The organism is Solibacillus sp. iso_87, assembly GCF_056173085.1.
Window position 1 is genome coordinate 3,292,576 of sequence record NZ_CM149656.1, and the last position, 26,242, is coordinate 3,318,817.

The 26,242-nt window shown below is 38.4% G+C and carries 29 protein-coding genes; 12 read left to right on the forward strand and 17 right to left on the reverse strand.

Going from position 1 to position 26,242, the window contains the following annotated elements:
• Nucleotides 1-40: 40 nt before the first annotated feature.
• The 6 genes from AC0VXV_RS16820 to AC0VXV_RS16845 all read right to left on the reverse strand — a co-directional run bounded on the left by AC0VXV_RS16820 (nucleotide 41) and on the right by AC0VXV_RS16845 (nucleotide 7,293).
• Entirely contained in the window at nucleotides 41-1,591 is a 1,551-nt protein-coding gene (locus AC0VXV_RS16820) for a fatty acid--CoA ligase family protein (RefSeq protein WP_475529354.1), read from the reverse strand.
• 138 nt (nucleotides 1,592-1,729) lie between these two features.
• Entirely contained in the window at nucleotides 1,730-3,664 is a 1,935-nt protein-coding gene (locus tag AC0VXV_RS16825) for an FtsX-like permease family protein (RefSeq protein WP_475529355.1), read from the reverse strand.
• Complete coding sequence (locus tag AC0VXV_RS16830; RefSeq protein ID WP_475529356.1) at nucleotides 3,636-4,409, reverse strand: ABC transporter ATP-binding protein; 774 nt, start codon at nucleotides 4,407-4,409, stop codon at nucleotides 3,636-3,638. Before AC0VXV_RS16830 ends, AC0VXV_RS16825 begins: the two co-directional genes overlap by 29 nt.
• Before the next feature lie 48 nt (nucleotides 4,410-4,457).
• Nucleotides 4,458-5,441 carry a sensor histidine kinase gene (locus AC0VXV_RS16835; protein ID WP_475529357.1) on the reverse strand — a complete coding sequence of 328 codons (984 nt, stop codon included), beginning with the start codon at nucleotides 5,439-5,441 and terminating at the stop codon, nucleotides 4,458-4,460.
• The gene (locus AC0VXV_RS16840) at nucleotides 5,441-6,145 is read right to left on the reverse strand and encodes a response regulator transcription factor (RefSeq protein WP_251690361.1); all 705 of its coding nucleotides are present in this window, start codon (nucleotides 6,143-6,145) and stop codon (nucleotides 5,441-5,443) included. Before AC0VXV_RS16840 ends, AC0VXV_RS16835 begins: the two co-directional genes overlap by 1 nt.
• A 155-nt stretch (nucleotides 6,146-6,300) precedes the next feature.
• Nucleotides 6,301-7,293 carry a lipoate--protein ligase gene (locus tag AC0VXV_RS16845; protein ID WP_475529358.1) on the reverse strand — a complete coding sequence of 331 codons (993 nt, stop codon included), beginning with the start codon at nucleotides 7,291-7,293 and terminating at the stop codon, nucleotides 6,301-6,303.
• Nucleotides 7,294-7,432: 139 nt separating this feature from the next.
• Here AC0VXV_RS16845 and yhfH point away from each other — a divergent pair, with 139 nt between their 5' ends.
• On the forward strand, nucleotides 7,433-7,558 hold the full coding sequence (yhfH, locus tag AC0VXV_RS16850; protein WP_008406441.1) for a protein YhfH: 126 nt from the start codon (nucleotides 7,433-7,435) through the stop codon (nucleotides 7,556-7,558).
• 162 nt (nucleotides 7,559-7,720) lie between these two features.
• Here the strand turns inward: yhfH and AC0VXV_RS16855 are convergent, their stop codons facing one another.
• The 6 genes from AC0VXV_RS16855 to hemE form a co-directional block, all read right to left on the reverse strand.
• Entirely contained in the window at nucleotides 7,721-9,907 is a 2,187-nt protein-coding gene (locus AC0VXV_RS16855) for a YhgE/Pip family protein (protein WP_475529359.1), read from the reverse strand.
• 86 nt (nucleotides 9,908-9,993) lie between these two features.
• Nucleotides 9,994-10,572, reverse strand: coding sequence for a TetR/AcrR family transcriptional regulator (locus tag AC0VXV_RS16860; protein WP_475529360.1), 579 nt, complete (start codon nucleotides 10,570-10,572; stop codon nucleotides 9,994-9,996).
• Nucleotides 10,573-10,656: 84 nt separating this feature from the next.
• Complete coding sequence (locus tag AC0VXV_RS16865) at nucleotides 10,657-11,160, reverse strand: FixH family protein (RefSeq protein WP_475529361.1); 504 nt, start codon at nucleotides 11,158-11,160, stop codon at nucleotides 10,657-10,659.
• Between the two features lie 205 nt (nucleotides 11,161-11,365).
• Nucleotides 11,366-12,799 carry a protoporphyrinogen oxidase gene (gene hemY / locus AC0VXV_RS16870; RefSeq protein WP_475531483.1) on the reverse strand — a complete coding sequence of 478 codons (1,434 nt, stop codon included), beginning with the start codon at nucleotides 12,797-12,799 and terminating at the stop codon, nucleotides 11,366-11,368.
• Nucleotides 12,800-12,811: 12 nt separating this feature from the next.
• On the reverse strand, nucleotides 12,812-13,744 hold the full coding sequence (gene hemH, locus AC0VXV_RS16875; protein WP_475529362.1) for a ferrochelatase: 933 nt from the start codon (nucleotides 13,742-13,744) through the stop codon (nucleotides 12,812-12,814).
• 153 nt (nucleotides 13,745-13,897) lie between these two features.
• Entirely contained in the window at nucleotides 13,898-14,950 is a 1,053-nt protein-coding gene (hemE, locus tag AC0VXV_RS16880; protein WP_475529363.1) for a uroporphyrinogen decarboxylase, read from the reverse strand.
• A gap of 211 nt (nucleotides 14,951-15,161) precedes the next feature.
• Here hemE and AC0VXV_RS16885 point away from each other — a divergent pair, with 211 nt between their 5' ends.
• From AC0VXV_RS16885 to AC0VXV_RS16895, 3 genes are all read left to right on the forward strand, one after another.
• Complete coding sequence (locus AC0VXV_RS16885) at nucleotides 15,162-15,668, forward strand: antibiotic biosynthesis monooxygenase family protein (protein ID WP_475529364.1); 507 nt, start codon at nucleotides 15,162-15,164, stop codon at nucleotides 15,666-15,668.
• A gap of 119 nt (nucleotides 15,669-15,787) precedes the next feature.
• A complete protein-coding gene (locus tag AC0VXV_RS16890) occupies nucleotides 15,788-16,339 on the forward strand; it encodes a chromate transporter (protein ID WP_475529365.1) in 552 nt (183 codons plus the stop codon).
• Nucleotides 16,336-16,863, forward strand: a complete 528-nt coding sequence (locus AC0VXV_RS16895; protein WP_475529366.1) for a chromate transporter — start codon at nucleotides 16,336-16,338, stop codon at nucleotides 16,861-16,863. The genes AC0VXV_RS16890 and AC0VXV_RS16895 overlap by 4 nt, the downstream gene beginning before the upstream one ends.
• Nucleotides 16,864-16,927: 64 nt before the next feature.
• Here the strand turns inward: AC0VXV_RS16895 and AC0VXV_RS16900 are convergent, their stop codons facing one another.
• On the reverse strand, nucleotides 16,928-18,106 hold the full coding sequence (locus tag AC0VXV_RS16900) for an ABC transporter permease (protein WP_475529367.1): 1,179 nt from the start codon (nucleotides 18,104-18,106) through the stop codon (nucleotides 16,928-16,930).
• On the reverse strand, nucleotides 18,090-18,839 hold the full coding sequence (locus tag AC0VXV_RS16905; RefSeq protein ID WP_475529368.1) for an ABC transporter ATP-binding protein: 750 nt from the start codon (nucleotides 18,837-18,839) through the stop codon (nucleotides 18,090-18,092). The genes AC0VXV_RS16900 and AC0VXV_RS16905 overlap by 17 nt, the downstream gene beginning before the upstream one ends.
• A gap of 310 nt (nucleotides 18,840-19,149) precedes the next feature.
• Between AC0VXV_RS16905 and AC0VXV_RS16910 the strand changes: the two genes are divergently transcribed.
• The 5 genes from AC0VXV_RS16910 to AC0VXV_RS16930 all read left to right on the forward strand — a co-directional run bounded on the left by AC0VXV_RS16910 (nucleotide 19,150) and on the right by AC0VXV_RS16930 (nucleotide 21,765).
• Nucleotides 19,150-19,569 (forward strand): HIT family protein, encoded by a 420-nt coding sequence (locus tag AC0VXV_RS16910; protein ID WP_475529369.1) that lies wholly within the window; start codon nucleotides 19,150-19,152, stop codon nucleotides 19,567-19,569.
• Between the two features lie 180 nt (nucleotides 19,570-19,749).
• Nucleotides 19,750-20,118, forward strand: coding sequence for a YtxH domain-containing protein (locus AC0VXV_RS16915; RefSeq protein WP_475529370.1), 369 nt, complete (start codon nucleotides 19,750-19,752; stop codon nucleotides 20,116-20,118).
• A gap of 184 nt (nucleotides 20,119-20,302) precedes the next feature.
• Nucleotides 20,303-20,866 carry an HTH-type transcriptional regulator Hpr gene (locus tag AC0VXV_RS16920; RefSeq protein WP_475531484.1) on the forward strand — a complete coding sequence of 188 codons (564 nt, stop codon included), beginning with the start codon at nucleotides 20,303-20,305 and terminating at the stop codon, nucleotides 20,864-20,866.
• A gap of 140 nt (nucleotides 20,867-21,006) precedes the next feature.
• A complete protein-coding gene (locus AC0VXV_RS16925; protein ID WP_475529372.1) occupies nucleotides 21,007-21,546 on the forward strand; it encodes a DUF3267 domain-containing protein in 540 nt (179 codons plus the stop codon).
• 33 nt (nucleotides 21,547-21,579) lie between these two features.
• The gene (locus AC0VXV_RS16930) at nucleotides 21,580-21,765 is read left to right on the forward strand and encodes a hypothetical protein (RefSeq protein ID WP_475529373.1); all 186 of its coding nucleotides are present in this window, start codon (nucleotides 21,580-21,582) and stop codon (nucleotides 21,763-21,765) included.
• Nucleotides 21,766-21,862: 97 nt separating this feature from the next.
• Here the strand turns inward: AC0VXV_RS16930 and AC0VXV_RS16935 are convergent, their stop codons facing one another.
• Nucleotides 21,863-21,973, reverse strand: a complete 111-nt coding sequence (locus AC0VXV_RS16935) for a YjcZ family sporulation protein (protein ID WP_008406467.1) — start codon at nucleotides 21,971-21,973, stop codon at nucleotides 21,863-21,865.
• A gap of 147 nt (nucleotides 21,974-22,120) precedes the next feature.
• Here AC0VXV_RS16935 and AC0VXV_RS16940 point away from each other — a divergent pair, with 147 nt between their 5' ends.
• Nucleotides 22,121-22,969: a peptidylprolyl isomerase gene (locus AC0VXV_RS16940; protein ID WP_475529374.1), complete on the forward strand. Its 849-nt coding sequence runs from the start codon at nucleotides 22,121-22,123 to the stop codon at nucleotides 22,967-22,969.
• A gap of 48 nt (nucleotides 22,970-23,017) precedes the next feature.
• On the opposite strand, the gene AC0VXV_RS16945 is transcribed toward AC0VXV_RS16940, so the two are convergent.
• The gene (locus AC0VXV_RS16945; RefSeq protein ID WP_475529375.1) at nucleotides 23,018-23,356 is read right to left on the reverse strand and encodes a zinc ribbon domain-containing protein YjdM; all 339 of its coding nucleotides are present in this window, start codon (nucleotides 23,354-23,356) and stop codon (nucleotides 23,018-23,020) included.
• Nucleotides 23,357-23,607: 251 nt separating this feature from the next.
• On the opposite strand from AC0VXV_RS16945, the gene serC reads away from it, so the two are divergent.
• Nucleotides 23,608-24,711, forward strand: coding sequence for a 3-phosphoserine/phosphohydroxythreonine transaminase (gene serC / locus AC0VXV_RS16950; RefSeq protein WP_475529376.1), 1,104 nt, complete (start codon nucleotides 23,608-23,610; stop codon nucleotides 24,709-24,711).
• 104 nt (nucleotides 24,712-24,815) lie between these two features.
• Here the strand turns inward: serC and yhaM are convergent, their stop codons facing one another.
• On the reverse strand, nucleotides 24,816-25,751 hold the full coding sequence (yhaM, locus tag AC0VXV_RS16955; protein WP_350479679.1) for a 3'-5' exoribonuclease YhaM: 936 nt from the start codon (nucleotides 25,749-25,751) through the stop codon (nucleotides 24,816-24,818).
• Nucleotides 25,752-26,033: 282 nt separating this feature from the next.
• Between yhaM and AC0VXV_RS16960 the strand changes: the two genes are divergently transcribed.
• Complete coding sequence (locus tag AC0VXV_RS16960) at nucleotides 26,034-26,219, forward strand: YhzD family protein (RefSeq protein WP_475529377.1); 186 nt, start codon at nucleotides 26,034-26,036, stop codon at nucleotides 26,217-26,219.
• The last annotated feature ends 23 nt before the right edge of the window (nucleotides 26,220-26,242 follow it).

The following is a 26,242-nucleotide window of genomic DNA, read 5'->3' on the forward strand; positions in this document are numbered from 1 at the left end:
TAAAAAACACCCGCCACAAAGTATGGCAGGTGTTGGAATGTTATGTTCTTGCTATTTCTTTTAAAGAACGGCGCAGAATTTTACCTGTTGTGTTTTTTGGCAGCTCGTCCAAAATTTCAATGACAGTCGGCACTTTGTATTTTACAATACGGTCTGCACAGAATTCACGAATCGCTTCTATAGTTAAAGTCGGATCCTTTAACACAACGTAAGCATGTACCGCTTCACCGAAATCCGGATCCGGGAAGCCTACTACTGCCGCTTCCACAATGCCTTCATGTGAGAACAGTACTTCTTCTACTTCACGAGGATAAACATTGTAACCGCCTACAATAATCATATCTTTTTTGCGGTCTACGATATAGAAGTAATCTTCCTCGTCTTTTCGTGCTAAGTCACCTGTATATAACCAGCCGTCACGAATTGCAACAGCTGTTTCTTCCGGCATGTTGTAGTAGCCTTTCATGACATTCGGTCCACGTACGATCAGCTCACCTACTTCACCAACGCCTACTTCATCCCCATTTTCATCGACCACTTTATTTTCAACATTGCTGATCGACTGTCCGATTGAGCCTGGTTTACGCTCACGGTCTGTTGGGTTGAAACAAGTAACCGGTGAAGCTTCCGATAAGCCATATCCTTCAGAAATTCGTACTTTGAACTTTTGCTCAAAGTTATGTAGCAATGATACAGGTAATGACGCACCACCTGAAATTGTTAAACGAATTGTTGAGAATGCGGCAACATCCGCTTTGTCATGTTGATAAAGGAAATTGTACATCGTCGGAACGCCCGCAAATACCGTCGCTTTATAAGTCGAAATCAATTCGAAAATTTCTCCCGGACTAAAGCGTGGCGCTAATAAGATCGTTGCTCCGCGTGTTAACGGTGAATTGACTACTACCGTTAATGCAAAGACGTGGAAAACCGGCAATGTTGCTACAATACGGTCTTCTGATGTCATTTTTAAGTAATCGCCAATATCTCTTGCATTCGAGAATAAATTGTTATGTGTCAGCATGGCACCTTTCGGATGACCTGTCGTACCGGAAGTATATAGAATAATGGCCGTATCATCCGGCGCTACTTCTACTGGATCCGTTGTACGTGCTGTTGTTGCTAATACTTGTGAAAACAGCTTCGTCTTTTCTTTTGCTCCATCTGAAAGCGCGGCATATTTTTCACCGATGTCCTCTGTCGTTTCGCAAATGATATATTGTTCTACTTGTGGGAATCTATGCACCCCTGCTTCCACAAGCGGTAATAATAAATCAAGTGCGATGACAACCTTTACATCACCATTTTGGATGATGTATGAAATTTCATCTGCTGTATAGATTGGATTAATCGGAATTGCCACAGCACCAATACGCATTGACGCGTATAAACTGATGATGAAATGCGGTGTATTACCTAATAAAAACGCGATATGGTCGCCTTTTTTTACACCTAAATCTTCCAAAGCAGCTGCAAATCGTGCAACCGATTGCTCCAATTCACCATAAGATGTGCTTTTACCTAAAAAGTAGTACGCTGTTTTTTCTGGTTGTTCGAAAGCTTGTTGTCTTACCTTTTCAACTAAATTCAATACACCCATCCCCCTATGCGTAAAATGAAAAAATATTCACTCTATTAGCATTATAGAATAAGTATATTAATAAAACAATATGAAAATCTCGTTTATTCGCAAATATTGTACTAAAATCATTTTTTCTCTACTTCGAACTCACCCACGCACATGTGAAATATAACGCCAGCGGATTAGGAAAAAGTAGACAATTTGGATTAGGGCAAACATTGTAAACGAAAATACAACTTCTTTTACGATCGATAAATTCATGACATCGTTCAGTACGGCTTGCACAACATAGAACGCAAAGGCACTATGTACAAAGGCTAATCCCCATGGAAGGAAAAATTGTATCATTAAATTTCTCGTAATGAGGCGCTTCAGTTCTTTACCGCTTAACCCTATTTTAATGAGCATATCAAACTGCTTTTTCTCTCGGTCCAAGTTCGCATATATTTTAAAATAAACAAAACTTCCCGACGCAAGTAGAAACACAGCTACTACTAATATACCGATGAGTGTTAATAAAGAATACGTAGCTAATATATAAGAATAATTTAATCCGGCATTTTCAAAGTAAAACGGCAACGTATATTCACTGTTGATCAGATAATCGCGGGCGACCATCTGCTGAATATCAATTCCGACATTTTCCGTTTCGGTCCAGTTAGGAATATCAAACGTAAATAAGTGATAGCCAGGCTCTACATATGGTGCCATTTCAAACTCATTTGTCAGCTTTTCAAAGTCTTCATCACTGATAATGATGGAGTTGCTGCTAATAATAGCCGTCGGGAAAAACATTTTCGGGTATACACTGTTAATCGTCAGGTCCACATTATTTTCCTTCAGCACCGTCTTTACTTCCGTTTTCTTTAGCTTCTTAATCGAATCTTCCGAATAAGGGATGAACATTGCTTCCCCGCTTTTTAAATTCACGAGCGGGTATTTATACGAAAACAGCAAATGGTTAATATCCGTTTCCCGGAAAACTTCCACCGGATTCGATGTATACGATGATGTTTGGCGCATGACCGTAAAACGCGTCATATGGTAACTGATCTCATTAAACTCAAGCTCATCGATTATGGATAAAATATGTTCAATTTCATATGGATTATCCATTTCTCCTTTATACATAAGGCCGATCGGATTGATCTTGTCATACTGTGATGTATAAGAAGACATCGCCGATAAAACACCTACCGTTAAAAAGGCAAGTGTCGATACAAGTGTCACAATGAAAAACATACGTGAGTTGAAACGTAAAATCTGCACCTGTTCGGCGATCGCCAGCATACGTGCCCGTTTCCAGTAAAACTGCTTATGCCCCTTCAGCCGGTCAATAATATAAAGTGTCGTATCCGAAAAGAAATAATACGTCCCCAATGTGACGAAAACAGGAATCAGTAATGTATATGAAAAAATAGATGACTTCGTTGTGATAAGTGCAAGACCATATCCGCATAAAATGAGGATAATTCCTAAAATGGCATTACGCTTTGAATAGGTCGCTGCAGCATCGACAAACTTCGGGCCTCTTATAAAGTTCCGTATTTTAATGTCCGGGGTAAACAGGGTACTCAACGTCGAGATGACAACAAATGCGCTTAAATAAACGAATAATGTCAGCACAAACGGCTCCCATGATAAATAGAGCGGTAATGCATTTAAGTTTAAAATTTCACGGACAATCATAAAGAAGAATTTCGAAAACGCGAATCCGAAAACAATACCGGATATACAGGAGAAAATTCCAATTGTCATTGTTTCGATGATGATCAGTTTTCCAAGCTGATTCCGGTCCATGCCAAGTTGAAGCAAAATCGCAAACTCTTTAGAACGGGCTTCCAAAAAGGCACGCATCGAGTAAAAAATAAAAAACCATGAAAACAGCACAAGAACGATTTCAGCAAAAACCATTCCGGCAATCGATACTTCCCCTAAAAAACCACGTTCAATTTCAGGATGAAACATAAGCATCGAATATATAAAGAATACAAAAACACTAAAAAAGCTGGCCATAAAAAAGGCGGCATAGTTACGGAAATTCCGGAAAACGTTACGGTAAGCGAATTGAAGAAAAGTCACCTACATGTCCCCCTAATAAACTTAATACATTTAAAATGCGCTGGAAAAATGTTTGGCGACGATCATCAGTATAAATTTCATTGAAAAACTCGCCATCTTTAATAAAAATAACTCGATCGCAATAACTCGCCGCAATCGGATCATGTGTCACCATCAAAATCGTCGTATCGTTTTCTTTATTCATTCTTGCCAGAAGCTCCAACACTTCACGTGATGCATTCGAATCCAGATTTCCTGTCGGCTCATCGGCTAAAACGAGCATCGGATCGTGGATCAGTGCACGTGCAATTGCGGTTCTTTGGGCTTGTCCTCCCGATATTTCATTCGGACGCTTCATTAAAATGGACGTTAAATCAAGCAGCTCACTTAAATATTGCAGCCGTTCCTCCATGACAGATATCGGCTGTTCGTCAATTGTCAGCGGTAAAATGATATTCTCCTCCACCGTCAATGTCGGCAGCAGATTAAAATCCTGAAAGACGAAACCTAGCTGCCGGCGTCTGAAATAGGCAAGTTCTTCACTATTAAGCTTTTGCGGTTTCATCCCATTAAAGACAATCTCGCCAGATGTCAATGTATCGATCATGGATACCATATTTAACAACGTCGTTTTCCCGCTGCCGGATGGACCCATAATTGCGACAAACTCACCCTTTTCCACTTCAAAACTAAGCTGGTTGAGTGCTCGCTTCGTTACTTTTCCTTCATATACTTTTGTAGCATCTTGTATTTGTAAAATAGACATAGTAACTCCTTTTAACCAAGTCTGTTTCTTTCAATCATTAATAATCCCTCATGACTGAAAAATCACTTCAATTTGTGTACCTTTACCAACTTCCGATGTAATCAAAAGCTGGTGTCCGAGCTTATCACAAATCTCCTTTGCGATATAGAGTCCCATGCCGGTAGATTCTCCAGTTTTCCGGCCGTTTTCACCGGTAAAGAAAGGCTTCATTACACGGGGTAAATCGGATTTAGGAATGCCGACCCCTTCATCACGTATGAGCAAATGGACATGCTGTTCTTTTTGCACCGCCGTAATATACAATTTTTTATTCGGCTCAAATGTATACTTCACCGCGTTCGTAATGAACTGTCCAATAAGGAAGTTCAGCCATTTCATATCACTCATGACGATTAACTCTTCGTCGATGTTCACTTCCGGAAATACTCGGTTGGCGATAAACAGACGTTTATGTTCATTAACATTTGCCATGATTGCCGATTTAAGCGGTACTTTCCCGATTTGCATATCATCCGAAAAGTTTTCCAGACGTGCATTCACTAAAACCATTTCAAGACCGCGCTTCAAACGTTCGGTTTCTTCCTGCACACTCTTTTTATCCAACTCTTCTTCCTGTTGCAGCAAAAGCTCCAAAACAGAGACAGGGGTTTTCATCTGGTGTACCCACTGGTTCATAAATTTATATTGTCTGGACTGTGTCGCATAAAGCGCCTGTACTTCATGCTGATACAATTTGTACAGCTCATGCAAATAACGCTCTGTCTCCATATATTCCGTTGTTTTCGCATTCTTTTGAAGCGCGTCTTCCATCGTTTGCGGCAGCGTGGAAATTTTCGCTAAATAACGGCGTCTCAACATATAGCGCACGACTAAAAATGAGACAATCAGAAGAAGGCTGATCGCAATCGCATAAATGGCCGTAGTGACACTGCGAAAGCCATCAAGCCAAAATAATGAAAGTAAAAATAATGTGAGGACGATTTGAAAAATCAGGTAGGAAAGATGCTCCTTCACAAATAATTTGATCGCCATTACATTTCCTCCGAGCTTAATAAGAAGCGGTACCCTGCTCCGCGCACTGTTTCAATAACAGATGAAATGCCATAATCGGCCAACTTCTTTCGAACACGCGTCATATTCACATTTAATGTGTTTTCATCAACAAATGCTTGATCATCCCACAATTCCTCCAACAGCTGTTCGCGTGACACCACTTTTGGCGCTTGTCCCATTAATAAACCTAAAATGACACATTCCTTCTTTTGAAGCGGAACAACTAGGTCCTTCAATTGAAGTTCCATCCGTTCCAAATACAATGTAAGCTGTCCTTGTACAATTTTCCGCTCTTCCTGTCTTGCAGAATATTCTCCATATGTACGACGTAAATGGCTGCGAATTTTAGCGAGTACAATTTCATAGTTAAACGGCTTCGTTATAAAGTCATCTCCGCCATTTTCCAAAGCAAATATTTGATCCATTTCCCCCGAGCGAGCCGAGATAAATAAAATCGGACATTTCGTAAATTGTCGTAGCTCCCTGCACCAATAGTATCCGTCATAGGAAGGTAAATTAATATCGAGTAAAATGATATGAGGAGAAAATGCTAAGCATTGTTCCATTAATGAATCAAAGTCTTTAATCGTTTCGACTTCATACTGGTATTTTCTTAATGTGTCTGCCAATAGTGCAGCTATTTTAGGATCATCCTCAACGATGAAAATTCGATGTTTTTCCATCTGAATGACCTCCTTTTCAATAGGTTTTCAACTAAAATATCCCTACATAAGTTAATTGTTCATATTGTTCCATTGTATCAAAAAAAGGGGGCTCCCGAAACAGGAGCCTCCTTTTCTACACTCTCTATTACATTCATGATGACTGACAGAAGCTGCTAGTAAATTAAATGAAGGAAATCCTCTTCCGTAATCCCGCCAAAGTATACCGGGATTTCAATATCTTTCAGCTTTTCTGAAATTGCGGCACGGTCATATTTCGTTCCGACTAAAAGTTCTCCAACCTCATCTACATCACCAACACCAAAGAAATCTCCGAAGATTTTTGCCTCTTCAATGACCCCTTTATTCACTTCCAGGCGAATATCTAAGCTGCCTGAAGGGAAACGCTTCGTTTTTTGAATGTTAAAGCGCGGTGATTTTCCGTAATTCCATTCCCATAACTGGTAACGGTTTTTTGAAATTTCATGGATGTTGTCCCAATCTTCTTCCGTAAGCTCGTAATATTGAATATTTTCCTCGCCACCGAAAATCGATTTTAAAATTTCCATACGGAACTCTTCTACCGTAATTTTTTCTGGAAGGAAATCAATAATATTCGCAACACGCGAGCGCACTGATTTAATTCCTTTTGATTCGATCTTGTCCTGTTTTACTTTAAGTGAGTTCACGACAGCATCAATATCCAGGTTGAACATAAGTGTCCCATGGCTGAACATGCGGCCACGTGTTGAATATTGGGCATTGCCTGAAACCTTTTTCCCTTCAGCCAAAATATCGTTACGGCCTGAAAGTTCAGAGTTAACCCCTAATTTTGCAAGTGCATCAACAACAGGCTGTGTGAATTTTTTATAGTTGCTGAAGCTGTTGCCGTCATCCTTTGTCAGGAAGCTGAAGTTCAAATTGTGTAAATCATGATAAACTGCTCCACCGCCGGAAAGACGACGTACTACAATGATTCCGTTTTCTTCAACGTAATCTGTGTTGATTTCTTCGATCGTATTTTGATTTTTTCCGATGATAATCGAAGGCTGATTAATATAAAACAGTAAAAAATCATCCTTTTCGATATCCATGTTTTTCAGTATATACTCTTCTATTGCCAAGTTAATACGCGGATCTGTAATTCCTTTATTATCGATAAAATACAAGAGGCTCACTCCTTCAAAAATCGTCCATTTATATTTTAACTTAATTTAGGCATTTTGTGTTGACGAATTAAAACTGTTATAATACAATACAATATATAAACAGAAGTAATATAACAGAAATTTAAAGGAGGCATGCACAATGTTAGAAAACGTAGTGGAATTTTTCAAGAATTTACCTGATAAAATTTGCGTTCAATGCGGTGATAAAATCGAAGAACAAAGCGAGTGCTACAGCAACAATTGTGATAAATGTAACTCTCTTTAATTCTTTACACACTGTTTAATTCGCATTACTGACAACTTCATCTTAGAAATAGGATGAACCTATAATAGCTTACTTGAACCACGAGCTCGCTCAATGCTCGTGGTTTTTTCTGTATAAAAAAGCATGGATTCAAGGGAAAACCCGAATCCATGCTTTTTCTTTTTATAGTTCTGTTTGTTGATTTGAATAACGTTTTTTATAAAGCAATGCAAAGTAACCGAACGTGATTGCTAAGCATGAAATCATAACTGCACCTAAAATCGACCAGTTGAACATTAGGAATGATGTATCACCAGTTGAAATGGCTGCTTTAAAGCCTTGTACAGAGAATGTCATCGGTAAAATTTTATTGAAGAAATGCAATTGCTCTGGTACTAGCTCAATCGGGAATGTCCCTGCACTTGTTGTTAATTGAAGAATCAACACGACGATAGCAATAAATCGTCCTGGATCACCAAATACAGATACAAGCAATTGAACCATAGCTAAAAATGTAAAGCTAGTTATAATCGTTGTCAGAATGAACTGCGGCATATTATTTACCTCAAGTCCAAGTCCCCAAACGACAATTGCAATCGTTATAAATGACTGCACCAATCCAACACCGATTAATACAGTTACTTTACTTACAAACCAGCTTGCACTATTTTTCGGTATAATGGCTGGTTCAACTAATGGGAATACAATTGAAATTAATAATGCCCCAACGAATAATCCTAAAGAAATAAAGTATGGTGCAAAACCTGTACCATAATTCGGTACATGGTTCACGGAATCTTTTTCGACTTCCACTGGAGAACCGACCATATTGTACGTGTCTTCATTCGGATTTACAGCGGCTTTTTCGCCAGCTTCCGTTAACTTTTCAGATAAAGTTGTCGTACCATCCTTCAACTCTTTCGTACCATCCGCTAAAGTAGTAGAACCTTGTGCCAACTCACCTGACTTTTCTGCCAACAAGCTAGTACCGTCATATAATTTATTCGAACCATCAACTAATGTGTTCAAACCTTGTGCTAATGTGCTGGCACCTGTTGCAGCACTTGATGCGCCTGCTGCTAATTCATTTAGCTTTCCGGCGATTGTTGTATTGCCTTGTGCTAATGAATTGGCACCTGCTATCAGCTGTGCTGAATTTTGCTGTAATTGTGCAACTCCTGCAGTTACTTGTTGTTGCCCTGCATTTAATTTACTTGCACCTTCACTGATTGCCGCGATTTTATCGTCCAATCCGTTTGTTCCTGCGTGTAGCTGGCTTAAACCGCCACTTACTTGTTTACTGCCTTCTTGCAGCTGTCCTAATGCAGCTTTTAGTGCTGCTTGATTTTCTTCAGGCAACATAGGTAATATCGCTTCCAGTTGACCCGCCAATTGATCCATACCCCCTGCTACATTAGCTGAACCATCTGCGAGTGCTTTTACTTTGTCATCGATATTCGCTGTACCTTGTGTTAATAATTTCAGGTTTTCAGCTAAGCTTGCCTGACCGGATGTAATGTCCTTTTGTCCGTTTGCTACTTGTGCAACACCATCCGTATAGCTTTCAATACCTTGCTGCAATGTATTGGCGCCATCTGCTGCAGATTTTGCTCCTGTTTCAAGTTGGCTGCTGCCATCCGCAATTTTGGCTACACCTGCCGCCAGATCGGAAGCACCTTTCGCAGCATTTTTAGCACCAGTAACTAAAGCGTCCGTACCATCAGATAATTGAACAGAGCTTGATGCCAATTGTTCTAAATAGCCTTTCAGCTCATCAGCGCCATCAGCCAGCTTCGCGGCACCTTCATCCAGTTCCCCTGCTCCATCTGCTGCCTCGGTAAAACCGTCACCAAGCTGTGTAATGGAATCAAATAATTTTTCTGCATATGTTGCTGAAACTTGCGTATTTACTTCCGCTTTAATGCGATCCATTGCAGTTTCACCAATTTGTGCACCTAAAAAGTTGAAGCCTTCATTTGGAATATAATCAATAACCAATTTTTGTGGTTCATCATCTAATAATGTAGTTGCATGCTCTGAGAAGTTTTCCGGAATTTTAATTAAGATATAATATTTTTGATCCTTTAATTTTCGGTCCGCTTCCTTTGCGTCAACTTCCTCAAACCGGAATTGCTCGCTATCTATCAGCTTATCAACCAATGTTTGACCGAGCTCCATTGTTTCCTCATCCATCACAGCACCTTTGTCTTCATTGACAACGGCAACCGGCAAGTCCTTTAAATTGGCATATGGATCCCAAAATGCCCATAAGAACATCCCGCTATACATAACAGGAACAAATAGAACGGCAATAACTGAAATAAGCATTTTCTTTGTTTTAAAAATCTTCAGCCATTCTGCTTTTATCACACTAATTTCCTCCTTATAAAACTATATGACCAATATCGTATTTCGGTCATTTCATGGTAAAAAGAAACCACTTCACTAGGAAGTGACTACTGCTTTTTCTTTGCCAAACCACGGAAAATGGTTTCGCTGAATAATGTCAAAATTTCTTGTTCATTGAGTGGTTCATTATGTGTCAACTGCCAGTCCACAATAAAAGCCAAATAGGATTTAAACAATAAATAGGCTACATGCTCAGGATTACACTCAATGACCTCATCTTTTGCAATACCGTTTCGAATGCGCATCGAGACGTATGAAATGATTTCCGACTCGATTTTCAACAGCATTTGCTGTACTTCAGGAGTGCCCAGTGCTCTTTCCTCATCTATTAGTTTGGCAAACAGTAAATGACGCTCACGGTACTGCAGCATTTTCATCAATGCTGTATGGGCATTTTGCATAAAACTCGCATTTACATCGATTAGCTGATCTGTTTCGCGCTTCATTTCACCGATTAAATGGAATACAACTTCCTGAAACAGCTCTTCTTTATTTTTAAAAAAGGTATAAATAGTTCCTTTTCCTACATTTGCAATTTTAGCAACTTGTTCAATCGTTGTTGCTTTATAGCCAAATAATGTGAAGGATTTTGTAGCGGCTATTAAAATTTCATGTCGACGATCCATAAATCCACCTCCTCAAAAAGTGACCGAATGAACACTTTGGTCATTCAGTCACTATTATACACCGTTTTTCTTATATTGCAATATTTAATGGTTATGATCTTCTTCTTTTTCTTCTGTATTTTCTCCTTTATGTTCTTCATCGTGTTCCATCGAATTAGAACTTGTATCTTCCAGCACTTTGCTCATATCAGGATTTCCGACGATCAGCTCCTGCTTTGGCATCACGTGCATTCCGCGCGCGGTTGTATGGGCAAACAAATAGTATACGCCATCATGATCAAACGTATAGTCAGCGACGTAGATTCCATCTTCTGTCAGTTCTCCGTCCAGCATCTCCCCTTCATCACGAAGGCCTGATTCCCATACTTCAAACTTTACTTCTTTCGCATCATTTACCGCTTCTTCATCTTGAGTTACACGTGCCGCAAGCTGAATTGTTTCCCCAGCGTTCAATTGTTCGGCTGTTTGAATATGTACATCTACAATTGCCGGCACCTCTGCAGTATCAAGTGTCTCCACTTCAGGATCATCCCCACACCCTACCAATAAAAAAGGTACTGCAACTAAACTGTAAAACCATTTTTTCATCGTTAAATCTCCCATCCCTGTTAACAATTATGTAATTTAATGCAATCTTTCCCCATCCTTAATAGCGTACTAAAAATTCCGGACAGATGCATACTATAATTAAGATAAATTTGTGAACCATTAGAAAATTCTTCAAACAAAAATGCTGCATTAATAGCGGTTCACTTTTAAATACAGCATTTCGTTCAACTAGTCTATTGAATTGTTACATTGCTAATTTTGACTCTGCCAACTGGTTGAGCAATTGCTCGACAGTATTTCTTCCTTGTAATACGCAGTCTGGAATACTGATTCCCTCATACGAGCTTCCTGTTAAAAAGACATTCGGAAACTCTTGATAAAACTGTTTTTTCATAGTTGACATGCGAGACTCATGACCAATTGTATATTGAGGCATTGCCTCCTTCCAGCGGGCAACTGTCGTCAATAACGGCTGGGCGCCCAAACCTACCGCCCGTTCCAGGTCCTGCAATACGATTTTTTCAATTTCACTGTCGGGAAGCTCCACAATCGATTCATCCCCTACACGGCCAATGTAAACCCTAAGCAGTTCATGGCCATCCGGAGAAACATTATCCCATTTACGGTGACTCCACGTACAGCTTGTAATGGCAAAATGACTATTGCGTGAAACGAAGAAGTTAAGTGCATCTTCATATTTTTGCATCGAACCTTTTTCAAATGCCATCGTAACCGTTGCAATTGTAGCATAATTCATATCCGGAACTTGCTGCATCGTTACAGAGTCCAGGAAGATTCTTTTCGTTACATTAAACGGTGTCGTTACAACAATTTTATCTGCTTGTATAGACGTCCCATCATTCAGTTCAATAAGATGAGTGCCATCATTATTTTTTTCAATGGAATTCACTTTCAAACCTTTTAAAATCGTTACATCGGTTAAAGCTTTTTCCAATGTTTCAATTAATGATTCCAGCCCGTTTTCAAATGATTCGTAATGTAGTTCTCCTGGAGTATCTACGAGCGCGTAAATACCTTTACCGGTTTTTTTCATACCGAGAAGCAAACTGCGATATTCTTTTTCCAACTGATAAAACTGCGGGAACATCGATTGCATACTAAGATGATCGACATCACCTGCAAAAGTACCTGCCAACACCGGCTCTACTAAATTTTCTACAACTTCTTTACCAAAGCGTCGATTGAAAAATTCACTGATCGGTTCGTCTGCCGCATGCGGTAATTTAGGCAATAGCAAATCCCCTGCTGCGCGGAATTTCCCAATTAAAGATAGAACATTCGATGTCATGAACGGGAAGATTTTAGGTGACCCTCCGAGCAGAATATTGCTCGGAATTTGGTGTAACTTGCTACCAACTGCGATGAATGTTCGACCATAATTATTTTGAATCATCTCATGTTCGATATTTAAATCACGTGCCAACTTTCGGACACTGCTACCTGTATCAAAAAACGATTCAGGCCCACGTTCGATAATATATCCATTTTGACGTACAGTATGGATTTTACCACCTAAACGTAGTGACGCTTCGATCAACACGATTTCTATCGGTAAATTATGCGCCTTCGTTTTTTGCTGTAAATAGTATGCCGTCGTTAAACCAGTGATGCCACCGCCAACGATAACAACCTTGTTCCTTTTTAAAGTCACCCTCATCATCACTCTCTACTATTTCGCTAATTTTTTATTGATTGCATCTACCATTGCATCAATGAATAAAGGATGTGTATTCGGCATTGTCGGGCGGTAGTAGCTTGCACCGATTTCGTCGCATACCACTTTACATTCAATATCATTATCATAAAGCACTTCTAAATGCTCTGTTACAAATCCTACTGGTGTATAGATGAATGCTTTATAACCTTTTTGCTCAAATAATTCCTTCGTTAAATCCTGTACATCCGGTCCTAGCCATGGCTCTGGTGTTTGTCCAGCTGATTGCCAGCCTACTTCAACATTCACAATATCAGAAGCCTCTTCAATTAAACGTGCTGTTTCGATTAACTGCTCTTCATACGGATCGCCCGCAAGTTTAATTTTTTCCGGCAATGAGTGGTTTGACACGATTAGGCAAGCATTTGCGCGCTCTTCTTCTGTCATTTTTGCCAACTCGCCATTTACGGCATTTTTCCAGAATTCAATAAATTTCGGTTCGTCATACCATGCTTCAACAGAAGTGATGTTTAACGTGCCTCCTAATTTTTCAGCTGCTTCTTTCGCTCGTCCATTGTACGATTTAATAGAGAAAGTTGAGAAGTGTGGTGCTAAAACGATTGATACCGCTTCAGTGATTCCTTCTTTCACCATTGTTTCTACTGCATCTTCTACAAAAGGTTCAATATGCTTTAAGCCGATAAATACTTTATATTCCACTTCGTCCTGTACTTCGTTCAAACGTGCACATAATGCATGAGCTTGTGCTTCCGTCATTTTCGCAAGCGGAGAAATACCGCCGATTGCACGGTAACGTTCTGTCAAGTCGTCCAAATGTTCCTGGCTCGGTTTGCGGCCATGACGAATATGTGTGTAATAACGTTCGATATCTTCTTCTTTATATGGCGTACCATAAGCCATTACTAATAACCCGCGTACTTCTTTCATGTAAGTTCACCTCTGCATGTTTTTAAACACGATTCTTTTTTTTAGTTTTAAAGGTTTTACATCCCATTTAATTTTGGGTTCTCCAGTCAACCTTAATCTATATAGTTTTCTCACCTTCACCGGTGAATAATCAAATTTAAATTTATTGTTGTATTATGACCGTTTTGCAATTTGTTCGCGGCTGTATTCGTGTACAAATGTTGTTAGTCGTTTTAATACAGCTGGATCTACCTCTGGGAAGACACCGTGACCTAAGTTGAAAATATGTCCTCCTGTATGCGCTAAACCTTGATCAACAATATCTTTCGCGCGTGCCTCGATTACGTTCCAATCTGCAAGTAATAATGTAGGATCCAAGTTCCCTTGTACCGCTTTTGTTACGCCGCGTGCTTCTGCTTCTCGAATTGGTAAACGCCAGTCCAAACCTACTACATCGATTGGCAGGTCATGCCATTCATTTACTAAATGCGATGCACCTACACCAAACTGGATTAACGGCACATTTAATGCGCGCAATTCAGCAAAAATGCGTGTCATCGTCGGTTTAATGAAAATACGGTAATCTTCTACATTTAATGCACCAACCCAAGAATCGAAAATTTGGATTGCCTTTGCACCAGCTTCTACTTGTGCTGTAATATCTACAATAATCATATCAGCCAGTTTTTCCATTAAAGCAAACCATGCTTTTGGCTGTGAAACCATGAATGATTTTGTTTTAGCGTAGTTTTTGCTTGGGCCGCCTTCGATCATATAGCTCGCAAGCGTAAACGGAGCACCGCCAAAACCGATTAACGGAACATTTAACTGTTCTGTTGTTAGCATTTTAATCGTATCCAGCACGTAAGGTGTATGCTCTTGTGCGTTGAAATCACGTAAGTTTTCTACATCAGCAGTTGAACGGATAGGATTTGAAATAACCGGACCGATTCCCGCTTTTATTTTTACATCAATTCCCATTCCTGGTAAAGGGGTAACGATATCTTTATAAAGAATCGCTGCATCTACATTGTATTGTTCAACAGGTAAACGCGTCACATATGCACATAACTCCGGCTGCATTGTAATCTCTTCTAATGAATATTTTTCTTTTATTTCACGATATTCTGGCTGTGAACGGCCTGCCTGGCGCATAAACCAAACTGGCGTATGTTCTACTTGCTCACCGCGAGCAGCACGTAATAATGTGTCATTAAATTTCATCATTTTTGATTTCTACCCCTTAAAGTAAATTCTTTTTTATTCTATACCTCAAAAACGTCATTGATATCCATCATCGACTATAAACTTTTCATAAATAATTGTATAGATTTCTTCAATAAATGTCATAAATTTGTCTCTTCTGCTATAGAACTTTTTGACAAATGGCTTGAACATCTTTATAAATGGAAATAATAGTGTAAGGAGGTCGGTATATATGAATTTTTATGTAACTTCAGGAACACCTGATTATATGGAAAAATTAATCGTAAAAAATCCACAGCAACCATTAATTTTATTGCACGGAAATGGAAATTCGGTGGTGTTGCACGAAACAGATAAAAAATCTATTTTCGCAGTACCTCGCAAATTTGAAGTCATTGCACAAGATGGGCAGTTCACACAAAAGGGCTATTTTACTTTTTTCAATATGCCCATTATGTCAGATGAACGCCCGGTTTTCGAGAAAAAAGCTCTCGACGTCATCCCTGCATTGAATTCCAATGACGCTGTAATTGCCTACCGTTTACTGCGACCGGTTAAAGCAGAAACCTATTTATTTATTATTCAATGGGGTGGACCTGCTTCCTATGAAGTTTGGAAAGCCAGCGATGAGTATAAAACTTCATTTGCCCCTGTTTTTGAAGGTACGACACAAGTGTTACAGTCGATGTTTAACTCATCCTCTTATATTACGACATATAGTGCCGCTTCAAAAGAATAATGCTTTTATGAAAAATGCTACGATTGTATTTCGTAGCATTTTTATATAAAATAATACATATTTAGAAAATTTCGTTTTCCGAATTATTCTGCTTCCACTAATTAAAAGGCGGTTATGATGTGAAAATTCAAATTCAGTTGTTTAAAGCTTTTTTTGTGTCTGGAATTCTTGGCTTCGGTGGAGGTCCGACGATTATTCCATTACTTCACAAAGAAGTGGTAGAAAAATATAAACTTATGACAGATGATGATTTTTCTGATGTGTTATCAATCGGAAATACATTGCCTGGACCGATTGCGACAAAGATGGCAGGTTATATTGGCTACCGTATAGGAGGAATGCTCGGGTTAATCAACGCCCTGTTTGCCTCGGTAATGCCGACTGTACTATTAATTATTATTCTATTAAATTCATTGAAACAATTTAGTAACTCCGATTTTATCAATAATATGTCTAAAGGAGTTATACCCATTGTGACAGTTATGATGGGGCTTTATGCATTCGACTTCTTAAAAAAATCGCATAAAGCTTTAGGTCTAAAAATCAGCGCTATTATTTTCTTATTCAGCTTTATAACGATTGTTGTATTTGGTCTCCACCCTGGGATCATCATTGGTTCACTCTTAGTATTAGCGCTTGCATTACCCGCTAAAGGAGGAAAAGAACAATGATATTTTGGAAACTTTTTATTGCATTTTTAATACCAAACCTTTTAGCATACGGTGGCGGGCCTGCTTCCATCCCGTTAATTGAACATGAAGTGGTAGACAGGTATGAGTGGATGACGCAAAGTGAATTCAGTGAGTTTCTTGCTTTGGCAAATTCACTGCCCGGTCCTATCGCAACGAAGATGGCGGGCTATATCGGCTTTGAAGTTGGCGGATTTTTAGGGAGTATTTTAGCGTTATTCGCGACAGTTGCCCCTACCCTGATTTTAATGATCACACTTTTGAATCTACTACATAAATATAGAGATTCGCCTAAAGTAATGCGGTTATCAAGCTTTGTATTACCTGCAATTGCTGTATTATTAATTACATTAACATTCGATTTTGCAAAGTCTTCCTATGAATCAAATAAACTGATTCCAACGATCTTAATGATTGTCGGCAGCTATATTGCTTTGGAAAAATTCAAAGTTCCTTCTATTATAGTAATCGTCGTTGGATTATTAATTGGCGGATTCTTGTTATAAACATAAAAGGCACCCATTTTCGCTCAAGAAAATGGGTGCCTTTTTTGTTATTAAAATTCTATTTTTACTTTGACATTCTCATCGTCAGTTCACTGACTGCGATAATGACAACCGGAATGATGTAAAACTGCGGCTGCATCACTGCACAAAGTGTCACGATAATAGCCTGTACAATGCTTAGTTGACGAAGCAGTTTTGCGACAGCCTGTTTTCTCGTATCGCGAGGGATCGGGTAAAGCATATCCATTCGGAAATCCCCTGCTGACATAAGCGCATACTTAAGCTGAAGCGTTGTCGCAAATGCCAAAGCACCTGCAACGATCCAAGTTACAAATGGAATCGTAATAAACATCGCAATAACAGCCGAAATCGCCGTTAACCGTACCCATAAATAAAAATGGTCATCTGTACGGATAAACGTACGATAAATTAAATACGCCTGTGTATTTTCCTTCTTGTAGCTGATCGCTTTATAAGCAAAATCGAGCCACGCACGACGTTTTACAGAACCCTTTAAATGCGGGACATCTGTGAAGTAGTTGGCAAAGCGGTAAAAACGCATCATACGATTTTGCTCAAGCTTAATAAAATGTTCGTAAGGCACTGGATTATCCTGCACTTTTTTCTTCAATGTAAATTTATAGTAAGCCATCATAATAAGAAATACGATGCCCAGCAAACCGTCTGTCAATGTCATTTGGATTCCGATAATCGACACGATTGCCCGTACAAATCGGTCGAGTACTATGGCATTCCCACGATTCGCATAGCGGTAATTAAATTCTGCGCGAACATTAATAAATTTCAAAACTGCGATAAATGCAGCAGTCAGCCAAATTTCACCTACACCAAGTGTCGTAACCTCTTTCAATAACGGGATCGCTATTATATACAGAACGACCGGCACTAACAGCTGTGACCAAAATGTCCAGTTCATCGCCTTTTTGAAATAGTTCGGCATTTGGCTTTCCAGCGGCAGTAAGTACACTTGATCCGGTTCTTTCAGTAATGTAACAGGTCTGCTGAATGCAACTAAGCCCCCTACTATAACGGCAATGAGCCACTCTGCCGGAAAATCCGGCTGCACGACTTTCAGCCATTCGCTGTACTGATATCCTCCTGCCCCTGCGATAAAGACAAGGACAATCGCAATATGCCCTGTAAAGACGAAGCGCATATACTTCATCACTTCGCCGATGTAATGCTCGAAGCGCTTAGCCCATACACTATGCATGCTGTTCATTGTCCTGCTCCTTTGTCATCGCAATATATAAATCATCGAGTGTCGCAGTCGGCATATTGAACGCTTTGCGCAAATCATTCATAGTCCCTTGTGCACGTACGCGCCCTTCATGAAGCAGAATGATGCGGTCACAATGTTTTTCTGCAGTCGATAAAATATGTGTCGACATTAAAATTGAGGCACCTGCACGTTTTTTATCATCCATTTGGTCAAGTAATGACTGAATGCCGAGCGGGTCTAAACCGACAAAAGGCTCATCGATAATATACAGACTCGGATCGACTAAAAATGCGCACATAATCATCACCTTCTGGCGCATCCCTTTTGAAAAGTGCGACGGGAACCAATTTAATCGCTTTTCCATACGGAATTCCTTCAATAAAACTTCCGAGCGTTCATCTAATGTTTTTTCATCTAAACCATAGGCCATCGCCGTTAATTGTAAATGTTCTTTTAATGTTAATTCTTCATATAGTACGGGTGTTTCCGGAATGTAGGAGAAGCTTGATCGGTACTTGTCCAAATTCTCCTTTAACGTCACACCGTTTAAACGAATTTCTCCAGAGCGCGGTAAGAGCGTGCCAATAATATGCTTGATCGTCGTACTTTTCCCAGCACCGTTAAGGCCGATTAGTCCAACGAGCTCTCCTTTGTTAATTTCAAATGATAAATCTTGAATCACAGGCTTTCTCGTATAACCACCTGTTACATTTTGCAGTTGTAAAATTGTCACAGTCGTCACTCCTCTTTTCTAAAATTTAGTTTATCAAAAGCGAATAAAATTGAACACTGAATGCAACACTCAATTCAAAGAATAAAAAGTAAATCCTTCATATAAGAAAGTAGTTTTCCGAATAATCTATGATAGAATAAAGAAAAATAATAGTATCTTCACCAGAAATTGGGGTTGTACAATTGATTTTTATTGCAGGCGGATGCTTTCCAAGTGAATTTACCGCCCTGTATTTCTTTCAATTTACAATAACATTATTTTCTAACTTCTAATGGTGAAAATCAAAAATAAAAAAGGAGCGATAAATACGATGAGTGATTGCTTATTTTGCAAAATCATTGCCGGTGAAATTCCAAGTATTAAAGTTTATGAGGATGAGCATACGTTTGCCTTCATGGACATTGCCCCATTAACAAAAGGCCATACACTGTTAATCCCGAAAACACATTGCAAAGATTTATTTGAAATGTCCGAAGATGTAGCACGCAATTTATATGCTGCTGCCCCAAAAGTAGCTAATGCCATTAAAGCTGCTTTTAACCCGGCTGGTATGAATACAATTAATAATAACGGTGCTGAAGCAGGTCAAACCGTTTTCCATTACCATCTGCATTTCGTTCCGCGCTATGACGAAAAAGATGGACTAGTTGTCAACTGGAATGGTCGTTCACAGGAATTCCCGCCAGATTTGCTGTCGACACTTTCTGAGGAAATTAAATCACACTTATAATTGCTCCTATCAGTTATATTTACAAGATTGTATAAGAAGACTATGGCCAGCATCTTTTTCATCTATGAAAATGCTGGTTTTTCTTTTAGTACCTTCCCGCCCAATCTTTTCAATGTTTATCGGAACATGGATTTGGAAAAAGATTTGGATAACAAATATAAATAAAGTGAGGTTATCAATATGAAAGCAAAATCATTTCTACTAGGTATTACAACAGGCATCGTTAGCGGTGCGGCTGTTATTTTATTTACAGCACCACAATCAGGGACAGCTTTACGCCAGAACTTATTGGAAAATACAAAAAACGCCAAATCAAAGCTCCAAGACGTTCAACATGAACTAAATAATGTAAAGCAATCGATCACAACTTTAAAGGCAGAAGTGCAAAATAGTATGCCTAGTATAGTAAATGAATTAAAGGATAATTTCGCAAATTTCAAAACTCAGATAGAACCGGAAGCAATAAATTTAAAACAAGAAATAGAGAAATTACAGAATTCTATAAGTGAAATCGAGAAAAATATTCCTTCAAATAGAAATAATGAGTAATGAATAACAATTCACCACTAAATCTTTAGAACTATACGAAAGTTTCATATCAGTCAAATTAATCCCAAATTTATCTTTTTATAGCATAATTCAACCAATGTTGAATTATTCCATTTTTCTAACTTTAAACTCTTTTCTTTTATTGCTATAATATTTTTAAAATGTTAAATGAAAGAAGAAGGTGATTGCTTTGACAGAAGATTTATACTCGCAACGAGAGGCTATGTTATTTAGCCAAAGAGTCGCACAACTTTCGAAAGCACTATGGAAAGCTATCGAAAAAGATTGGCAAACATGGATTAAACCTTTTGATTTAAATATTAATGAACATCATATTTTATGGATTTCATATCATTTGAAAGGTGCTTCCATTTCAGATGTAGCTAAATTTGGTGTCATGCATGTATCTACCGCTTTCAACTTTTCAAAAAAATTAGAAGAACGTGGATTACTTACTTTCTCAAAACGTGATGAAGACAAACGTAATACATATGTTGAGTTGACTGACAAAGGGGCAGAACTCATCCTACGTATGTACGATCATTATCACGATACAGAACATACGATTTTAACAGGTGCATTGCCATTAAAAGAACTTTACGGACGTTTCCCTGAGTTTTTAGATGTAATGGCTGTTATTCGCAATATTTATGGGGAAGACTTCATCGAAATATTCGAACGATCTTTCTTTAACTTTAAAGAAACAATTGATGATAAAGGAAAGCCGTCAATCACTACAACTTCATAAAATTTATAGTAAGAAATGTCGCCAATTTAAATTGATGACATTTCTTTTTTTATTTATTATAGTTAGTTTTATGTTTAATATTGTTTCATTAATGGAAAAGCATAATACGTCCTTTTCCATTATGTTTTAGGGGGGCTCACATGCATTGTTGGAAAACTATCAACATAGAGCGTGAATACGGTACAGGAAGACTTGTATTATTGGCAATCATCCTTTTCATCCTTGTATTCTGCTTTTCATACATTGCATTTAGTTTTAATTTTAATGGCAAGCATATCGATCGCCATTTATGGTTAGTTTTATTAGTAATACCTTTTATTTATCCTATGCACAAATTTTTACATTATATCGCTCTGTTTCAATATAGAAAATCACTCGTCTTTCGTTTTAAATTTCAACATTTAATGCCGGTTGTCCGGATGCGCCTGCAAAACGGCATTCCAAAAAAGTCTTACATTTTCGCACTCGTTACGCCTTTTATTGTTATTAATGCAGCATTAATCGCGGGAGGCATTTACTTCCCTGAATATGCGCATTATTTTAGTGGATTGCTCGCTTTTCACTGCTGTATTTGTCTCATGGATTTTTTATATGTGAAAAATTTAATGTATGCGCCAAACAATGCTATAATTGAAGAAACGCCAAGAGGTTATGAAATTTTAGTTCCGCTTGATATTTAGGTTTTATTGATGCTTTAGAGGGGAGGAATAAATTTGTTACTACTTGTTGTAATCTTATTTTCAGTAATATACTTATTCCAAATAAATCGAATGACTGCCGCATTATGCAGTCGACGTGAAATTCCAGAAGAAAAACAGCCAAAAATTTTCCGTACGATTAATTTACTGATTACGATTTTACTTGTAAGCATGTACGTTGAAGTACTGCTAGCCGTTTAAAGAAATTTTATTTATGTAATAAATTTTTTGGTCCATACTTTAATAATTGGAAAAGGTGTGTTAAAAGTCGTAAAGACTTTTAACACACCTTTCTTTCTTAGTAGATGAAAGCTGCACCTACAATAATCAATAAGATAAACAATACAACTAATAAAGCAAAGCCAGAGCCGTAGCCAGAGCCGCCGCCATTGTAACCTCCGCCACCCATATTGACACCTCCCTTCTCTCTTTCTCTCAATATCGTATGCACTTGTTTATACAAAACTTAGGCGCTCTTCACATGCAACCATTTTGTTTTTAAATCGTTTATGTTATAGTTACAATTGCATTAAAGTTAAGTTAGGAGCGTATTCAAATGAAAAAGACCATTTTTGCATTAACAGTTGCTGCTTCAATCGGTTTAGCTGCATGCAGTAATCCTGGAGATGAAGTTGTAGTATCAACAAGCGTAGGCGATATCACTCAAGAAGAATTTTACAATTCAATGAAGGACATCGCTGGCGATCAATTACTGCAACAAGTAGTAGTTGAACAGATTTTAAACGATAAATATAAAGTAACAGATGAGGAAATCGAAGAAGAATTGGAGGGTGTAAAAGAGCAGTATGGCGAAAGCTATGAGTCTGTTTTAGCACAAAGCAATTTAACTGAAGAAACGTTAAAAACAAATATTCGTTTCACATTGTTACAAGAGAAAGCTTTAAAAGATGTTGAAGTAACTGACGAGGAAATCGAAAAGTACTACAACCAAGCATCTCAAGAATTAAACGCTCGCCATATTTTAGTGGAAGATGAAGAGACTGCAAAAGAGATTAAGGCTAAATTAGATGCTGGAGAAGATTTTGCTAAACTAGCGAAAGAATTCTCAACTGATCCAGGTTCTGGAGCACAAGGCGGAGATTTAGGTTGGTTTACAGTAGGTACAATGGTGCCTGAATTCAACGATGCTGCATATGCATTGGAAGTAGATGAAATCAGTGAGCCTGTACAATCTGAACACGGCTTCCACATCATTCAAGTGACTGAAAAACGTGATGTTAAAGATTACGGTAAACTTGAAGACAAAAAAGAAGAAATCCGTGAATCAATCGCAGCTACAAAAGCTGATTGGAACACAAAAATGGCAGAGTTAATTAACGATGCTGATGTAGAAGTAAAAGACAAAGATTTAAAAGACGCATTTTCAGGCTTCAAAGCTGAATAATCGTTGAGATATAAAGATGCGAGACCCAAAAAACGGGCCTCGCATTTTTTAGTTTTTCTTCACGAATTCCGATTTCAGTTTCATTGCACCAAAACCATCGATTTTACAATCAATGTTGTGGTCGCCTTCTACAAGTCGAATATTTTTAACACGTGTACCGATTTTTAAAGTAGAAGAGCTTCCCTTTACTTTTAAATCCTTTACAACTGTTACGGTATCACCATCAGCTAACAGGTTGCCGTTTGCATCGCGTACGACTAATCCTTCTTCTTGAACTGTTTCCGCTGATTGAGACCATTCATGCGCACATTCAGGGCACACATAATTCTGTCCGTCATCATACGTATACTCTGATCCGCATACCGGGCATTTCGGCAATTGTTCCATTTTTATTTACCTCCTGTATTTCATCCCCTCTATACTCGCATAGTTCCTGTTAATAAACAAGGTTATAAAAGTGAATATGCTCAAAACACGAACATTCCCTTTTCCTTTGTGACAAAAATCTATAAATTTTCTATAAATTCTTCTCTTTTATGACTATTAAAAAAATAATTTCAAGAATTTTCACATATTTGTTCTGAAAGGGTATATTATCAATTTATATATTCTTATACTAAAATTCAGGAGTGATTGCATTGACAGTAACAACAAAACGCGCATTTAACTTTAATGCTGGTCCATCGGCATTACCGTTAGAAGTTTTACAAAAAGCACAGGCAGAGTTAGTAGATTTTAAAGGTACTGGTATGTCTGTAATGGAATTAAGCCATCGTAGCGCTGCATTTGAAGAAGTACATAATGAAGCGATTGCAAATTTACGCCAGTTATATGAAATCCCTGAAAACTATGAAGTACTATTTTTACAAGGTGGAGCAAGCCTTCAATTTTCAATGATTCCAATGAACTTCTTAAAAGAAGGACAAAAGGCGAGCTATATCCAAACAGGTGCATGGTCAGAAAAAGCCTTTGCAGAAGCGAAGTTGTTCGGGACACCTGTAGAGGCAGCAAGCTCAAAAAGCATTAACTACAAAAATATCCCGGCTCTTTCAGATATCCAAATTGATGAAGATTCAGCATACCTTCACTTAACATCAAACAATACAATTTTCGGTACTCAGTGGAAAACGTTCCCGACTACTGGTGACTTTCCACTAATTGCGGACATGTCTTCAGATATTTTATCGAAAAAAATTGATGTATCGAAATTTGCCATGATTTATGCGGGTGCACAGAAGAACTTAGGCCCTTCAGGTGTAACTGTTGTAATCATCCGTAAAGATTTTCTTGAGAAAGCAAATTCAAATATCCCGACAATGCTGAAATACGCAACACATTCTAAAAATAACTCGTTGTACAATACGCCTCCTACTTTCGGTATTTATATGTTAGGCGAAGTATTGAAGTGGGTGAAAGCTGAAGGTGGCTTAGAGGCGATCGAACAGCGTAATGAAGAAAAAGCGAAGTATATTTATGATGTGATCGACAATTCAAACGGCTTCTACTTCGGGCATGCAACTGAAGATTCTCGTTCATTGATGAACATTACGTTCCGTGTAGCAGATGAGGAGCTGGAGAAAAAATTCCTTGCTGAAGCAAAAACAGCCGGATTTGTCGGTTTAAACGGTCACCGTTCTGTAGGAGGCTGCCGCGCTTCTACTTACAACGCTGTCCCAGTCGAAACATGCAAAGCCCTTGCTGATTTCATGGTGAAATTCCAGCAGGATAATCAATACAAATAAAGCCATAATAATCTTTCTCATAATTAAAGGCCTTTCAAATTTGTTTAGAATTTGAAAGGCCTTATTTTTTAAATCTATTAAGTGTCTGCAAAAAACCAGCCAGCTTAAATCGTCGGCTTATAGAATGAGCGGTTATCCAATGGGAATAGACGCTCTGTGAATTCACCAGGCTTCGTTTTATCAAGGGCACGTGTCAGCATATTCATCTTCGCATCAATATTATCAATATAGTGTAAAATTTCCGCTTCCTGAATCATAGGCTTTTTCGGGCTGCCCCACTCTTCTTTTCCGTGATGTGACAACACTAGATGTTGAAGCAGCATCACTTCTTCACCTTCGATTTTCAGCTCATTGGCAGCTTGACCAATTTCATTGACCATAATCGAAATATGACCAAGCAAGTTACCTTCCACCGTATACATTGTACCTACCGGACCGCTCAGCTCGATTACCTTACCGATATCATGCAAAATAACACCCGCATACAATAAATCACGGTTCAGCGTCGGATACAAATCACAAATCGCCTCACTTAATTTTAGCATTGATACAACATGGTCAAGTAAACCCGATGCATAGTCATGATGATTTTTAGTTGCTGCAGGATATATCAGTAATTGATCTTGGTATTTTTTTGTAAGATTGCGTGTAATACGCGAGATATTCGGATTTTGAATTTGAAAGAAGTACTGTGTAAGCTCTTCAAATAACTGTTCTTTTGGCACAGCAGAAGTCGGCAAAAGATCGCTGATTTGAACGCCTTCCTCATCACGTGCAGGTCGGATTTGTTTCACACGCAGTTGGTTTTTTCCACGATAGTCGTGAATCTCTCCCCCAACTTTTACAATTACCTGTGCACGGTATAGATTTTCATGTTCTTCATTTGTATCCCATAGCTTCGCTTCAATATCGCCGCTACGATCCTGTAAAATTAGTGACATAAAAGGCTTCCCGACAGTCGTTACGCCTTTTTTTGCTTCTTTTATCAATAAATATTGGTCCACTTGTTCACCAGGTTGGAGTTTTGTAATTCCATTCACAAGTAATCGCCCCTTTATAACTCTATTACAATTTATTGTAACATGTATATGCGTTATTTATCGATTAAAAGACTATCAATTGCTCACCCACTACAGAAAGCTAAAATTTTTTTTGCAAAATGGCGTTTAACTACCCATAAAGTCGGGTAAATATCGATAAAGTAAAATGTTCATGAACAGTTCATAAAATGCAAATATTTCTCTAATAATGATGGTTGCTTCGTGAATTTTCTAAAAATTTCTAGTATAATTATATTATCTTGCTTATAAAGGGTGGTTTAAATGGAGAATTATCGTTTTACTGCATTTGAAAAAACTGGGGAAACATTGTTTGATGAAGTGTGGAATTTCGCAAACGATGATGCTGCAAAAGTCGAAGGTCAAAAGCAAATCGAAGAAAAAGGTATTGCTGAAAAAACACACCGATTAGTAAACTCATCAGGTAAATTAATTTTATTCCACGTTTAAAATTAAACCTACATAATGAAACG